We start from the raw sequence: 13,852 nt of genomic DNA, 5'->3' as shown, positions 1-13,852 counted from the left end.
GAAAAGCTTGGTTGTTCGTCGGTTCTGACCGTGGCGGTGAGCGCGCCGCAATGATGTACACCCTCATCGCCACTTGCAAACTCAACGATGTCGATCCCCTCGTCTGGCTAACCGACGTGCTCACGCGGATCGCTGACATATCCCAGAACCGCCTCCATGAGTTGCTGCCATGGACCTGGAAACACCTGCGCGAAAAGATCGATACCGCTCAGGCGGCCTGATTTGCCAGCAGCGTAAACCCGATCTCACAGGAATATCGGTAGCGATACTCCTATGAGGTCTTACCTCAAAAATGCTGCGCGCCTGCGGTCCACACCGGATGCGTACCTGCCAACCAACATACTTATCGAATGCCAGACTTGGCTAAGTCGGGACTGCGGATGGGCGGTAGCAGTCGCGCTCATGTTGGATCGAAGCTCCAGCCTTGATCAAACTATCATTTGGAGCACGATATCGGAGGCCGTGAGAATGCCTTTATAATCGTGCCTGCTGCGTTTGAATGGCGTTGGCAGGCGTTATGCGTGAGAGCCATCATCGCACTGTCAAACGAGCGTCCGCTTTCGAATCTGCCGTCCAAAAGCAACCAGTCTGCAACCGGCTGCTTGGATGCGACCACAACCTCGAATCTATAGTATGAGCGCCATGCAGGCATGAACTTCGGAGACGAAGCTGTCGACCTCGTGGGTGGCAGTCGGAAACGCACCAGCGGTGTGGGCATACTTGTTGCGGACCGATGCGACGGACGACCGGTAAGAGACCATGGTGGGATGATCCATGTATCCGCGGGTGGCCGGCGGAAGCGACTTGAGCTGAGCGAGCCGATTTCCGATGCCGTGCTGTGGAACCAGACCATTGGAGTCAAGGATCACGCCTAGTGTTGTGTCGATCGCCCGGGCGGCATGGATGACTTTGAGCAGGCGTTGTCGCCTGACCGGCTTTGCGCGATCGACGCTGCCAAGTTCCGATAGCTCGTCCTCGACGTGATTAAGCCGCACGTCCGTGCCGTAGTGCGTTGAGCCGCGCAAGAGCGCCTGCATGAGCTTGTGACGGGCGCTCTTGCTCACCGGGCCCTCGTGAAGCGCAACGCTAACTCGGCCAGTTCCTCGGGAGAGCGGACCGACGAGTCCGGTGCAATGATCCATCCCGCAAATGCCGCCGCGCGAAGTGCCTTGTCCGGATCGTTTCGTGGGCGCGGGTACCCAGGCGCAACAACAAGTCCGGCCGTCGCCCCTGTCGGGATGGGCTGGTCGGCAGTCTCGTCATACCATCGATCCGTGCCGCGGACCGTCAGTCCGATTAGCGAGCGCGTTGATATCGGGCGGCTGGCGAAGGCGCTTGGGACTGATCGCACAGAATCGAACGAGAGGTTGGCGCCCCGCCGTGACAGTGCTCGCTCCGCGTCGTGACCGGATCGCTTGGCGTTCACCAGACGCGCGATACGGTAGGTGGAGGCGAAGCGGGCTTGTGAGATCTGACGTATCTTCTCCGTGCTGTGTTTCTGTGGCGCCTGCGTGGATCGTTCGACGATTGTCACAGCATCCCTGAGGAACGACCGCTCTTTTAAGCTCAGCGTTTCGACAAACCTAGCGCCTATCCCTAAGTCGAGGTCTACGGCGTCCTCGACAAAGACGAAGCCGGTTTCGGGAGGGAGTGCAACCTTGTTCAGCGTGATCCGACTGGCCAGCAATTCCGGCCTCCGACGCTCCTCGGCCGACGCCATTATGAAGGCGGTGAGACCTGAACGCCCTCCGACCAGAACGTCGACCGATCGCATGACGAACGGATGGTCTGGCGCAGGCACGACGATGAAATCACCTCCGAGCTGTTGGCGAAGACGCCTTGATAGTTCGATCTGTTTGTCGCGGACGGTGGTCATCAGTCCCGCGAAACTGGCCGTGAATGGCAGTCAGGTCAAGAATACCGCTTTAGATTTTCCCGCCCCAGACTTTTAAATTTACTGAGGCAAAAACGTTCTCGAACCGCATGTTTTTGGGAAGGGCGTCTGGAAGCCCGAGTGGGTTAAATGAAGGCGCGTAGATGAACATCGGCTCTACCAGACCAAATTGACAGCTTCCGTCAGAACCGAACGTTCATGACGGTACCGGCTTTGTGTCGGTAGGCGACGCGCGCCCACGGCAGCTATCGCCAGCCTGGTCTCATCCTGGAGGCAGGATGCTTTGCCCATGCACGCAGGAAGTTCTTCGAACTCGCCGACGTCGAGGGCGCAGCGCGCAAGAAGAGCCGCGGCGAGCGAGCCAGTCCCATCTATCCGATTGCGCTGGAGGCGGTGCAGAAGCTGGACGCCCTGTTCGACGTTGAGCGCGGTATCAACGGCAAGACACCAGCGGAGCGGCTTGCCGCCCGTCAGGAGTTGAGCGCGCCGCTGATCGCCGAACTGCACGACTGGTTGAACGCCCAACTCGCCAAGCTGTCGCGTAACCATGATCTCGCCAAGGCCATCAACTATATGCTCCGGCGCTGGGACGCCTTCACCCGCTTCCTCATCGATGGGAGGGTATGCCTCACGAACAACGCAGCGGAACGGGCGCTGCGCTGTGTGCCACTCGGGCGGAAAGCATGGCTATTTTTCGGCTCCGATCGCGGCGGTCAGCGCGYCGCCATCATGTTTTCACTCATTCAGAGCTGTCGCCTCAACGACGTCGATCCCCAGGCTTGGCTCGCTGACGTCCTCGCCCGCATCGCCGGTCATCCGGCTAATCGGCTTGGCGATCTACTCCCATGGAATTGGAAACCAACAGCGTTGAAGCTGGAGCCGTGATCTCATAGCATCACGGCATGGAATTGGCCCGCAACCCGAACTGATTGAATCCTCTCTCTGCCGGTCCATCGAACAGGCGGGCGTACGGCTGACCATCAACATCGTGCGGCTCGCCACCGAGGGCGGTTGGTCCCTCGAGGTCGTCAACGAGCACGGCACCTCGACGGTCTGGGACAATCTATTCCCCACCGACCGCGATACCGATGCTGCATTCCGCGATGTGCTCGCTCAAGAAGGCGTCGAGGCCTTCCTCGGCAAGTAAGATGCCAAATCCTGCAGCGAACCGTCAGTAGCTGCGGTCCTCACCGGATGCATACACAACCCCAAACCAATCACCGATAGCTGACGGCCATAATCCGCCTCGCCAAGATGACATGACCGCCGATAACTGAAAAAGCGGTCGGGCTGGCTGTACGTATCCTCGTCGAGCAGTTCGACCCGACCAACACCCGCCCCCGCCACCCGCCCCGCGACATAAGCGGCTATGTCAAACTGGCGATGGCCAGGCCGCCCTTCAAAAAAGAAACGCTCGTTCGCGCCGTCTTCCTCTTCGAACCGCAACGCAAAGGCATCGGTTACCTCATAGGACGCCCGCCCGATGCACGGCCCGATCGCGCACAAGATAGCATCCCGGCGTGCGCCCAACGCCTCCATCGCGGCGATTGTCCGATCGGTCACCCGGCCAATCGCGCCTTTCCATCCCGCATGGGCAGCGCCGACAACGCCCGCATCCAGGTCGGCGAACAGCACCGGCACGCAATCTGCCGTCAATATCCCCAGCAATAGCCCCGGTCGATCGGTCACCAACGCATCTGCTGCAGGCCGTGCCTCGTCGGCAATCGCAGCCCAAACCGTCACCACGTCAGGCGAATGAATCTGATGCACTGTCACCAGCGTCGATCCGGGCAGAACCGCATCCCGCACCAGATCGCGATTCCTTCGCACCGCGCCGGGGTCGTCATCCGATCCCAAGCCCACGTTCAGTCCCGCATAGAGCCCGGTCGAAACGCCCCCGCGCCGCTCGGCAAAACCATGCGGAACACGCGCAAGACTCTGGGCTCTCACCAATTCAACCACGTTCATTTCCTCAATGCTCACCCACATTCATGTCATCGCCACGCAACATACTTGCGCGGTGCGATTTAGGCGATAGTCTCCCCTACCAGAGCAAAGGGGGGCGGGACCACCGGCTGCCCAGGCAAGATAGCGATAAAAGGGTTCCATTGATGATATTCGGGCGGGTAAAGTCTCTCGACGCCATATTGGCGACGGCTGAGAAGAAATCGCTGCATCGGTCGCTGGGCGCGTTCCAGTTGACCATGTTGGGCATCGGCGCCGTCATCGGCACCGGCATTTTCGTGCTGACGGCCGAAGCTGCGCAAAAGGCGGGCCCGGGCATGATGCTCAGCTTCGTCATCGCGGGTTTCGTCTGCGCCGTCGCCGCGCTCTGCTATGCCGAAATGGCGGCAATGGTGCCCGTCTCCGGCTCGGCCTATACTTATAGCTACGCCGTGATGGGCGAACTCATCGCCTGGATGGTGGGCTGGGCCTTGATCCTCGAATATGCCGTTGCTGCGGGCGCGGTATCGGTCGGCTGGTCCGGCTATGTGGTCGGCCTGATCGAACATACATTTTCGATGGATATTCCCGATCTCCTGACGCGTGGACCATTTGATGGCGGGATGGTCAATCTGCCCGCCATGCTGATCGCGGGCCTTGTCACCTGGCTTTTGGTTATCGGCACCAAGGAAAGTGCGTCGGTCAATGCCGTGCTGGTGCTGATCAAGGTTGCAGCGCTTACCCTGTTCATCGTCCTCGCCCTGCCAGTCATGAACATGGAAAAATTCACGCCGTTCGCCCCGCTCGGCTTCTCCGGCATATCGGCGGCTGCGGCCTCTATCTTCTTCGCCTATGTCGCTTCGATGCCGTTTCTACCGCCGCGGAGGAAACCAAGAATCCGCAGCGCAACATGCCGATAGGCCTGATCGGGTCGCTGGCCATCTGCACCATCTTCTACATGCTCGTTGCGGCCGGCGTCATCGGCACCGTGGGCGCCCAGCCCGTCACCGAAGCCGGCATTCCAATCGCCCAGGGCGGCATCGCGCTCGCGCCTGGATCGACGGCTTTGTCGCAGCAATGCGCGGCGCTTGCCGCAGCGGGTACGGATGCCGTCACCTGTTCAAAGGAAGCGCTGGCCTGGACCTTGCGTGAAATCGGCTGGCCACAGATCGGCAACTTGCTTGGTCTGGCTGCTGGCCTGGCTTTGCCATCGGTCATCCTGATGATGATGTTCGGTCAGACCCGCATCTTCTTCGTCATGAGCCGTGATGGTCTTTTGCCGGCGCTATTCTCGAAGGTTCATCCCACCTACAAGACGCCCTATGTGATCACCATCATGACCGGCATCTTCGTCGCGCTGTTCGCAGCCTTCTTCCCCGTCGGCATATTGGCGGACATCTCCAATTCCGGCACGCTCTTCGCCTTTGCTGCGGTATCGATCGCTGTGATGATGTTGCGGCGGACGGACCCCAATCGCGTGCGCCCGTTCCGCACTCCGGCGATCATGTTCACCGCGCCTATCGCGATCGCGGGCTGCATGTATCTGTTCTGGAGCCTGGGCGTCGAAACCAAGCTGATGTTCGTCGGTTGGGCGACCCTCGGCCTGATCGTCTATTTCGCCTACAGCCGCAGCCGCAGCCATGTCGGACGCGGTGTGGTGGACGTGCCGGAGCATGATGCGGGCATCCCGCCCCAGCCCGTGCCGCCGATGCCCGGTGCGCACACGCCGGGCGGGCAGGACGCTTGATCGACACAAAAAGGGGCGGGAAACCGCCCCTTTTTTCGGCGCCTCACGGCCATTCAATGCAGCGTCTTGAACTCCACATCACGCAAGCCGCTATGATTGGGGCGGGTGAACATCTTGCCGCGTTCTGCCCACACCACGATCAGAAACGACAGCGCACCAAATACCAGCATGCCCAAAGTCAGCGGAAGCGTCGTGCCGTTGAATGCCTGTCCCACGATCGTCCCCAGCGCGCTCGACAGGGCGGTGGTGAGAAAGGCCTGAAAGGAAGAGGCGATGCCCGCGCCCTTGGAAAAGGGCTCCATTGAGATCGCGCTGAAATTGGACGCGGTGAAAGCCACGGTCATCATCGTCATCGCCTGAAGCAGCATGAAGGTGACGAGCGTTTCGCGCCCCATCAGGATGACGGCACTATGGACCAGTGCGATCAGCACGAAGATGATGAGCGCGCCCTGGCTGAGCCGCCGCGCGCCAAAGCGCGACACGAGCCGACTGTTGATCAGGCTGCCCACCCCCATCGATCCGGCGATCAGCGCGAAACCGATCGGGAAAAAGCCCTGCGCATCGAAAATGTCGAAGAATATCTGCTGGACCGACAGGATGAAGCCGATGAGCCCGCCCATCACCACGCCGCTCGCCAGCATATAGCCGATCGAACTGCGCGTCCGCATCACCATGCCGACCGTGGTCAACAGCGTGCGCGGCGTGATCCGCATCCGGTTATCGGGGTGCAGCGTTTCGGGCATGCGGACCAGCATCCACAGCAGGATCAAGCTCGCCTGAATCGCCAGCGCCCAGAAGATCCAGCGCCATGGCGCGATCCACAGGATCAATTGCCCAAAACTGGGGGCCATCACCGGGATCAGCATGAACACCGCGAAGATCAGCGACATGACCCGCGCCATCGAATCGCCGCGGAACCGATCGCGCACGATTCCGACGGTAACGACTCGGCTCGCGCCGGCAAAAAACCCAGCGCAGGTGCGCCCGACCAGCAGCATGGCAAAGCTCGGCGCGATCGCACAGGCAATCGAGGCCAGAATGAACAGCGCCATCGACCAGCCCAACACGGTCTTGCGCCCGAATCGATCGGACAGGACGCCGAACAATAGAGATCCAAGCCCCAGCCCCAGAAAATAGAGGCTGATGATCAACTGCCGGTCATTGGATGGGGGATCGCCAGGTCGAGGCTGATGGCAGGCAGAGCGGGCAGCATGGGGTCGGTCGACAGCGCATTCATCGCCATCAGACAGGCACATAGCAGGACGAACTCGCGGAAACCGATCTGCTTTTCGCTCGGTGTTGCGGGCTGGGGAGGAGATTGGGCCATGGGACGGCTATGGGGATGAAGCCCCAGTGATGCCAGCCTTTATCTGTCCCTTCCCGCGGCCCGATGCCTTCGGCGTTAACGCTATTGCGCGCTCATCTTCGGCGCATTCGCGCGAAGAAGCGCTTTTCTTGTTAACCATTTTTTATCCGCTGCTGGTCCAACCTGCCCGCAGTGAAGAATATAGGGTCGATCCGTTGAATTAGCCGGGGCAAAGGGAACAGGGATCATGGGCAATAGTAGCAAGAGCGCGCAGTTTCTGATGGAAAGTCGCCTGTCGCACACGACAGGCGGATCGGCGGAGAGCTGTTTCGATCTGGGCGTCGCCTATAGCTGTGGCACGGGCGGCATGCCGGTCGATCTTGTCGAAGCGCATAAATGGTTCAACCTGGCCGCCTTGCGCGGTAGCGAGGAAGGCCAATCGATGCGCGCGGAGATCGCCGAGGAAATGACCGCCCGCCAGATTGCCGAGGCCCAGCGCCAGGCCCGCGCCTGGATGGTCACGACGCAGATGGGCGTCGCCTGACCGCTACCCTTTTCTGAACGGCGTCCGCTCTGCCAGCCATTGGCGGTCCTGCTGCACGCCCGCCCGCTCGGCGGCCAGGAAGTCCGCGACCGCCCGGCGAAAACCGGGATTGGGGATATGATGGGCGGACCATGTGGGTTCCGGCGCATAGCCCCGTGCCAGCTTGTGCCCGCCCTGCGCGCCCGCCTCCACGCGCTTGAGGCCACGCGCTATGGCGATGTCGATCGCCTGATAATAGCATAGTTCGAAATGCAGGTTGGCGACATCCTCGCTGCACCCCCAATAGCGGCCGTACAGCGCATCGCCCCCGATCAGGTTGAGCGCGCCCGCAATCGCCCGTCCCTCGCGTAAGGCCAGCACCAGCAGCACCTTGTCCGCCATCGTCTCGCTGAGCAGTGAGAAGAAGGATCGCGTGAGGTAGGGCGTCCCCCATTTGCGCGCGCCGGTATCCTGATAGAAATCCCAGAATATATCCCAATGGGCTTCGGTGAGCGCACCGCCGGTCAGGTGGACGATCTCCAGCCCCGCGACTGCCCGTGCCCGCTCCTTGCGGATATTCTTGCGCTTCTCGCTCGACAGGTCGGCCAGGAAATCGCCGAAATCGCCATAGCCGCGGTTGGTCCAGTGAAACTGACTGTCTTCGCGAATCAACCAGCCTGCCGCTTCGAACAGCGGCACTTGATCGGCCTTCACAAAGGTCGCATGCGCCGACGACAGGCTGTTGCGCTCCACCAGCGTCTCGATCCCCGCAATCAGCGCCGGGGCAAAGGCGTCATCGCGCAGGAGCAACCGAGGGCCGGGTACGGGAGAAAAAGGCGCGGCGATCTGGATCTTGGGATAATAGCGTCCACCCGCCCGTTCCCACGCATCGGCCCAGCCATGGTCGAACACATATTCGCCTTGGCTATGGCTTTTTCCATAGGCTGGCACGGCGGCGGCGATCCGCCCGTCGGGTCCATCGATCACCAGCGGCAAGGGCTGCCAGCCGGTCCCTTCCCCAACGCTGCCCGATCGTTCCAGCGCGGTCAGGAAATCCCAGCTGACGAAGGGATTGGCTGATCCGGCACAGGCATCCCACTGGTCGCGCGGCAATTCGGCGACCCCTGCGGCGATGCGCGCCACCCACTCAGTCATGGGGCTTCTCGAAGATGATCTGGTCGGCATGGACCGCCGCGCGGGCGCGCTCGTCCTCGCTGCGCACCGTCCAGGTCAGCACGGGCCGCCCTTTTGCGCGGGCGCGGGTAGCAAAGGGGGAAGGCAGGTCACGAATATCACAGGCCAGAAAGTCGGGTTTCCCCAACCAAAGTGCAAGGGCACGGGCGATCATGCCGCGCATCGCTCCCTTGCGCTGCTGCGTGACAACCAACCCGCGCACCATCTGCGGCGACCTCTGCCCGAACCAGTGCAGGACCAAGGGATTGAAGGACATGATCGCCACCGGCGCACCGCGCCAAGCAGCCAGATCGCGGGCAACGACCGTGCAGACCGGCATAACGGCGCGTCCCCGCGCCTTGATCTCGACCAGTAGCGGCACGGCGCCACCGCATCGCTCCAGCAGTGCGGCCAATCGGGGGATGGTGCCGCCATCAGGCAAGGCCAATCCATCCAGATCGGCCGCATCACGCTCGCCCAGACTGCCGGTCACGCCGGTCATCCGCGCCAGCATCGCATCATGAAAGATAAGGCGATGCCATCGCGGCTCGCCCGCACATCGCATTCTATGCCGCACCCGGCGGCGATGGCGGCGTCAAACGCGGCCATGCCATTTTCGCTGATGCCCGCCCCATGCAACCCACGATGGGCAAAGGGGCGGGCCGTCAGCCAGGACAGCCGATCAGGCCGCCCGGACAAGGACGATCGCGTCGATTTCCACGACCGCGCCCAGCGGCAGCACCGGCACGCCGACCGCACTGCGCGCATGCTTGCCCGCGTCGCCGAACACATCGACCATCAGTTCGGACGCGCCATTGGCGACCTTGGGCTGGTCGGTAAAGGATGGCGCGCTGCTGATGAACGCGCCCAGCTTCACGACCCGCTCGACCCGGTCGAGGCTGCCGAGCGCCGCCTTCATCTGGGCGATCAGGTTGAGGCCACAGATACGCGCGGCGGCGACGCCATAGTCGAGGTCGCGATCGTCACCCAGGCGTCCGGTCATCAGGCCGTCGGGTGCCAGCGAGATCTGCCCGGAAATATGCAGCATGCCGTCTGCTTCCACGCTCGACACATAGGCGGCGACCGGGGTGGCGGCCTGGGGCAGGGTGATGCCGAGTTCGGCAAGGCGGGCGTCGATGCTCATGATAAGGCTCCATCAGTGGGGATAAGGGGAATAGGGGCTGGCCCCTGGGCCAACCGGTCCATGATCCAGGCTTCGGCCGCGACCCAATTGTCGATCCGCGCATGGGCATGGGGGACGTTCGGTACGTCGGCGGCGATCTCCGGCTCACCGACCATGTGCAGCCGCCAGACGTTGGGGGCATGGCGTGCGACCGATTCGTGATGTTCGGCCAAATCGTCGATGAATACTGCGACGCTGGGCGCCCGCTCCGCCACGATGCGGGCCAACGGGCGGCCCTTTGGCCCATTATTCCAATGGACCGGCATGTCCAATCCATAGGCGGCCAGTTGGGCGACTCGCTGTACGTGGTGGCGCTCGCCGATATTGGTCAGCACTTCGATGTCGGCGACCTGTGCCAATCGACCCAACGCCTCGACCGCGCCCGCGATCGGCGATTGCCGGTGCATTTCGGTGTCGAAAAAGGCGATCAGCAACTCCCACACATGCTCGCGCTCCAGCACCAGGCCACTATCCTTGTGGCGCAGCGCTTCGGCAAAGCCCCGTTCGCGCATGTCGAAATCGACGGCATGCGTCTCCTCCAGCCATGCGCGCAGTGGCACGACCATATGCAGCAGCACTTCGTCGCAATCGGTGATGATCAGGGGGCGGGTCATCGGGTCAATATCTCCTGCGCCGCGATCAGCGCGGCGGGTGTGGTGTCGATCGCCTGTGCACAGGCGATCAGGTCCGGCTCATGATTGGCCAGAAAGGCGAGGATGGCACCCATGACCGCAGGGTCGCCGACCCCGGCGCGCAGCGTCTCGACATCCATGCCGGTCAGCGCGAGCAACCGGTCCGCGCGCGACTCCTCGGCCAGCGTCCAGCCCAGCGCCATCAGCGCCAGCGTCATTGCATTCTCAACGCTATCCTGCTTGCCATTCGGTCGGTCGGGTCGCATGGTCATGTCTCTGCGGGGCAGCGGCGTTGTCGACGTGCTGGCCTTGGGGTGATTTGTAGAAATCGTGGGTGACTGGTGGCAAAGCGCGTGCTCGTTGTCGAGGACAACGAACTCAATCTCAAACTTTTTTGCGACCTCCTCCGTGCGCATGGTTATGAGGTATTGGCGCTGCGCGACGGGCGGGACGTGCTGGCGCAGGCGCAGGCCTTTCTGCCCGACCTTGTCATCACCGACATCCACTTGCCCCATGTCAGCGGCCTGGATCTCATTATTTCGCTCAAAGGCGATGCGCAGCTGTCGGCGGTGCCGATCATGGCGGTCACGGCCTATGCCGGGAAGGGGGATGAGGACCGGATTCGCGCCGCCGGGGCACAAGCCTATGTGTCCAAACCCATCTCGGTGCTGCGCTTCATAGGGCAGGTTAGCGCGTTGGTATAAGCGCCTATTCCATTTCGTCATTATTTTGTCGTACAATTTTCATCACTACTACATCACCCCGCCCCCGACACGTCATCCTTCTCTGCCAACTCCGTCATGCAATGGCGCGGCCGTCGGCCGACAGCCTGTCACAGCACGGGGGTAATGTCCTAATGTCTCATCTGACCGACGAAGCGCGCGCGGCTTTCCGCGACGCGCAACCGACCATCGCCATGGGCGATAACAGCCTGGAGGCGATCGTCGCCGCCAATCCGGCCCGCCGCACGATCCTCAAAAACGGTCTGATGGGTCTGTCGATCCTGCCATTGCTGGGTACGCTGGCGGCCTGTGGCGATGATGACGATGATGTGGCCAGCCCAACCCCGACGCCCACGCCTACCCCGACGCCTGCCCCGACCGACAGCTACGCCATCACCTTTGCGGGTGTCGCCGCCAACCAGAACGACACCGTCACCGTGCCTACGGGCTACACGGTCGATGTTCTGCTGAAGGCTGGCGATTCGGTGGAAACCGGCACCCCCTATTCGGGTAGCTTCCCCACCCCTGCCGATGCCGAAAAATGGGCTGGCGGCAACCATGACGGCATGGAATATTTCGAACTGTCGGGCACGGACGCCAATACGGGCGGCCTGCTGGCGTTGAACCATGAATATCCCGACTTCAACATCCTGATGGGCGGCAGCTATAATGCCGCCACCGCAACCGCGGACCAGAAGGCGCTCGCTCTGTCGGCCGTGGGCATTTCCGTGGTTGAAATCACCAAGGGCGGCGATGGCAAATGGTCGGTCAAGGCAGGCTCGCGCTTCAACAAGCGCTACACCGGCAATGATCTCTACCGCGTCGGCGGCCCCGCTGCGGGTCTGCTGTCCGGTTCGGTCAAGGGCATGCTGAACAATTGCGCATCGGGTCGCACCCCTTGGGGCACCTACCTCACCTGCGAAGAAACCACCGACAATTATCTCGACCCGACCCAGCCTGAAAATGACTATGGCTGGGTGGTCGAAATCGACCCGTATCAGGAATTGGCGGCCCCGACCAAGCGCACCGCGCTTGGCCGCTTCAGCCACGAAAATACGGCCTATATGGCCAATAGCGACAGCCGCGTTGCCATCTATATGGGCGACGATACGACGCCGGGCTGCATCTATAAATTCATCCCCGACCGCGCTTTTTCCACCGCCAACCGGGCAGCCAATATCGACCTGCTGGACAATGGCACGCTCTATGTCGCGCGTTTCAACGCCGATGGTACGGGCGAATGGCGCGCGCTGGTGTGGGGCCAGAACGGCTTGGTCGTGGGTGCTTCCGACCCTGGCAATGTCAGCCAGTTTGCAACCCCCCCGGCACCATCGACCGTCAATTTCGTCAATCAGGCGCAGGTGCTGGTCAACTGTCAGTCGGCCGCGCGCGTCGCAGGCGGGACGATCATGGACCGTCCCGAATGGATCACGGTTGCGCCCGACAACAGCGCCGTCTTCGTCACGCTGACCAACAACGGCAGCCGCGTTACCACTGATGCGGCCAATCCGCGCGCGACCAATCGCCACGGCCACATCATCAAGTTCAAGGAAGAGGGCAATTCGCCGCTCGCCATGAAATTCACGTGGGAAATCTTCCTGCTGGCGGGCAGCCCGACCCTGGCCGACGCCAATCTGAAGGGCGATATCAACGGCGATCCCTTCTCCAGCCCGGACGGCCTGCGGATCGATCCCAAGGGTCGCTTGTGGGTGCAGACCGACGCCAGCACCAGCAGCTCCACCACATCGGTGTTCGGTAACAATGCGATGTATTATGTCGATCAGACGACGAAGAAATCGACTCGCTTCCTGGTTGGTCCCACCGGTTGCGAAATCACCGGCCTTGCCTATACGCCGGACCTCAAGACCTTCTTCGTGAACATTCAGCATCCGACTGGCAACTGGCCAGTTGCCGGTGAGCGGCCACGTTCCTCGACCATCGTGGTGCGTCGCACCGACGCCAAGCCGGTGGGCAACTAAAATCGAACAAGCCCCTTCCGTTCGGGGGAGGGGCTTGGGGCTCGGGGACGTACCAGTTGCGTCCCCACTACCCGCCCACGAAACCCAACAGCAAAAAGGCCCGTTCCTGAATAGGGACGGGCCTTTTGCTGTGGCGAAAACCGATCAGGCGTGCGGACGAAAAGCCCGCAGCGGCTTTACTTTGATTCTTTGGCTTTCCTTTGAACTCGACATGCTTGCGCACGACGGGGGTCATATTTTGTTTGAAGCTGAACTTCTCGGTCTTGGTGCGCGGATTCTTTCTTGGTTGACGTAGAAGAAGCCGGTGTCAGCGGTGCTGACGAGGCGAATCTTTGACAGTTGCTGGCTTGGCCATGGCCCAAAATCCCTGGTCGAATCATGTAAAAGAAAAAGCGTCCCCCCAAGCGTATCGAGGAGGGCTACCCCGTTTCAGCGCCCGCCCTTGGGGCAGATTCGGGTTGATGTCAAGGCTGGGGCAGCATCGGTAGGCGCTGCCGCACCAGTTTTTTTTTTTACGTGGCTTTAACCCCATGCGCGCATGATCATCACTGGGGCAAGAAGATAGGGAAGACTTCCCATGCGACATGATCCGATGCTGGCCATATTGGCAGACCTGATGCGCCGGGTCGATGGGATTGCAAGCGAGCGGGGCCATGTGTCCGTCGTGCGGCTGCATGACGAAGTCGACCAGATCCGGCATATCGCCCGTGCTTTTCAACTCGACGAGGTGGAGGGACTGGCAGGGACGC

At 61.6% G+C, this 13,852-nt stretch carries 13 protein-coding genes and 5 pseudogenes; 8 read left to right on the top strand and 10 right to left on the bottom strand.

The annotated features are described in order from the left end of the window. The coding region (locus BF95_RS22690; protein WP_043154717.1) for a transposase domain-containing protein at nt 1-221 on the top strand (221 nt) is incomplete at its 5' end. A gap of 405 nt (nt 222-626) precedes the next feature. Here BF95_RS22690 and BF95_RS22685 read toward each other — a convergent pair. Together BF95_RS22685 and BF95_RS22680 are read right to left on the bottom strand one after the other, a co-directional pair. After that, nucleotides 627-1,064, bottom strand: a complete 438-nt coding sequence (locus BF95_RS22685) for a hypothetical protein (RefSeq protein WP_043154702.1) — start codon at nt 1,062-1,064, stop codon at nt 627-629. Next, the gene (locus tag BF95_RS22680; protein WP_043154700.1) at nt 1,061-1,876 is read right to left on the bottom strand and encodes a hypothetical protein; all 816 of its coding nucleotides are present in this window, start codon (nt 1,874-1,876) and stop codon (nt 1,061-1,063) included. Before BF95_RS22680 ends, BF95_RS22685 begins: the two co-directional genes overlap by 4 nt. A gap of 267 nt (nt 1,877-2,143) precedes the next feature. On the opposite strand from BF95_RS22680, the pseudogene tnpC reads away from it, so the two are divergent. Both tnpC and BF95_RS22670 read left to right on the top strand, forming a co-directional pair. After that, nucleotides 2,144-2,779 (top strand): annotated as a pseudogene (tnpC, locus tag BF95_RS22675) (IS66 family transposase); the annotation flags it as partial. Between the two features lie 103 nt (nt 2,780-2,882). Next, complete coding sequence (locus tag BF95_RS22670) at nt 2,883-3,041, top strand: hypothetical protein (protein ID WP_235209952.1); 159 nt, start codon at nt 2,883-2,885, stop codon at nt 3,039-3,041. Here the strand turns inward: BF95_RS22670 and pgeF are convergent. Continuing rightward, on the bottom strand, nt 3,008-3,856 hold the full coding sequence (gene pgeF, locus BF95_RS22665) for a peptidoglycan editing factor PgeF (RefSeq protein WP_081764271.1): 849 nt from the start codon (nt 3,854-3,856) through the stop codon (nt 3,008-3,010). The two genes, BF95_RS22670 and pgeF, sit on opposite strands and share 34 nt — an antisense overlap. Nucleotides 3,857-4,005: 149 nt before the next feature. Here pgeF and BF95_RS22660 point away from each other — a divergent pair. Continuing rightward, nucleotides 4,006-5,585: pseudogene (locus BF95_RS22660) on the top strand (amino acid permease). Nucleotides 5,586-5,638: 53 nt separating this feature from the next. Here BF95_RS22660 and BF95_RS22655 read toward each other — a convergent pair. After that, nucleotides 5,639-6,912 (bottom strand): annotated as a pseudogene (locus BF95_RS22655) (multidrug effflux MFS transporter). Between the two features lie 29 nt (nt 6,913-6,941). Between BF95_RS22655 and BF95_RS27975 the strand changes: the two are divergent. Continuing rightward, nucleotides 6,942-7,115: a hypothetical protein gene (locus BF95_RS27975; RefSeq protein ID WP_161774395.1), complete on the top strand. Its 174-nt coding sequence runs from the start codon at nt 6,942-6,944 to the stop codon at nt 7,113-7,115. Between the two features lie 23 nt (nt 7,116-7,138). Continuing rightward, nucleotides 7,139-7,435 (top strand): sel1 repeat family protein, encoded by a 297-nt coding sequence (locus BF95_RS22650; protein WP_043154696.1) that lies wholly within the window; start codon nt 7,139-7,141, stop codon nt 7,433-7,435. A gap of 3 nt (nt 7,436-7,438) precedes the next feature. On the opposite strand, the gene BF95_RS22645 is transcribed toward BF95_RS22650, so the two are convergent. The 5 genes and pseudogenes from BF95_RS22645 to BF95_RS22625 form a co-directional block, all read right to left on the bottom strand. After that, entirely contained in the window at nt 7,439-8,569 is a 1,131-nt protein-coding gene (locus BF95_RS22645) for a GNAT family N-acetyltransferase (RefSeq protein WP_043154695.1), read from the bottom strand. Next, nucleotides 8,562-9,286: pseudogene (locus BF95_RS22640) on the bottom strand (glycerophosphodiester phosphodiesterase family protein). The gene BF95_RS22645 and the pseudogene BF95_RS22640 overlap by 8 nt, the downstream one beginning before the upstream one ends. After that, a complete protein-coding gene (locus BF95_RS22635) occupies nt 9,270-9,731 on the bottom strand; it encodes a RidA family protein (RefSeq protein WP_043154692.1) in 462 nt (153 codons plus the stop codon). Before BF95_RS22635 ends, BF95_RS22640 begins: the two are co-directional and overlap by 17 nt. After that, a complete protein-coding gene (locus BF95_RS22630) occupies nt 9,728-10,384 on the bottom strand; it encodes a hypothetical protein (protein ID WP_043154691.1) in 657 nt (218 codons plus the stop codon). The genes BF95_RS22635 and BF95_RS22630 overlap by 4 nt, the downstream gene beginning before the upstream one ends. After that, nucleotides 10,381-10,668, bottom strand: coding sequence for a DUF3572 domain-containing protein (locus tag BF95_RS22625; protein WP_043154689.1), 288 nt, complete (start codon nt 10,666-10,668; stop codon nt 10,381-10,383). Before BF95_RS22625 ends, BF95_RS22630 begins: the two co-directional genes overlap by 4 nt. Nucleotides 10,669-10,743: 75 nt before the next feature. Here BF95_RS22625 and BF95_RS22620 point away from each other — a divergent pair, with 75 nt between their 5' ends. Both BF95_RS22620 and BF95_RS22615 read left to right on the top strand, forming a co-directional pair. Next, nucleotides 10,744-11,106: a response regulator gene (locus BF95_RS22620; protein ID WP_200867045.1), complete on the top strand. Its 363-nt coding sequence runs from the start codon at nt 10,744-10,746 to the stop codon at nt 11,104-11,106. A gap of 152 nt (nt 11,107-11,258) precedes the next feature. Beyond that, nucleotides 11,259-13,103, top strand: coding sequence for a PhoX family protein (locus tag BF95_RS22615; RefSeq protein ID WP_043154705.1), 1,845 nt, complete (start codon nt 11,259-11,261; stop codon nt 13,101-13,103). Between the two features lie 199 nt (nt 13,104-13,302). On the opposite strand, the pseudogene rpmG reads toward BF95_RS22615, so the two are convergent. Next, nucleotides 13,303-13,458 (bottom strand): annotated as a pseudogene (gene rpmG, locus BF95_RS28475) (50S ribosomal protein L33); the annotation flags it as partial. Nucleotides 13,459-13,852: the final 394 nt, after the last annotated feature.

Source organism: Sphingobium sp. Ant17, from assembly GCF_000588875.1.
Classification (GTDB): domain Bacteria; phylum Pseudomonadota; class Alphaproteobacteria; order Sphingomonadales; family Sphingomonadaceae; genus Sphingobium.
Note: the sequence above shows the minus strand (reverse complement) of the source record. Positions and strands in the feature narration are given on the sequence as shown.

What these genes read in the sequence shown, in the direction of transcription:
- BF95_RS22615 (WP_043154705.1), top strand. Translation starts at nt 11,259, where the DNA reads ATGTCTCATCTGACCGACGAAGCGCGCGCGGCTTTCCGCGACGCGCAA.
- BF95_RS22625 (WP_043154689.1), bottom strand. Translation starts at nt 10,668, where the DNA reads ATGCGACCCGACCGACCGAATGGCAAGCAGGATAGCGTTGAGAATGCA.
- BF95_RS27975 (WP_161774395.1), top strand. Translation starts at nt 6,942, where the DNA reads ATGCCAGCCTTTATCTGTCCCTTCCCGCGGCCCGATGCCTTCGGCGTT.
- BF95_RS22680 (WP_043154700.1), bottom strand. Translation starts at nt 1,876, where the DNA reads ATGACCACCGTCCGCGACAAACAGATCGAACTATCAAGGCGTCTTCGC.
- BF95_RS22630 (WP_043154691.1), bottom strand. Translation starts at nt 10,384, where the DNA reads ATGACCCGCCCCCTGATCATCACCGATTGCGACGAAGTGCTGCTGCAT.
- BF95_RS22645 (WP_043154695.1), bottom strand. Translation starts at nt 8,569, where the DNA reads ATGACTGAGTGGGTGGCGCGCATCGCCGCAGGGGTCGCCGAATTGCCG.
- BF95_RS22650 (WP_043154696.1), top strand. Translation starts at nt 7,139, where the DNA reads ATGGGCAATAGTAGCAAGAGCGCGCAGTTTCTGATGGAAAGTCGCCTG.
- BF95_RS22635 (WP_043154692.1), bottom strand. Translation starts at nt 9,731, where the DNA reads ATGAGCATCGACGCCCGCCTTGCCGAACTCGGCATCACCCTGCCCCAG.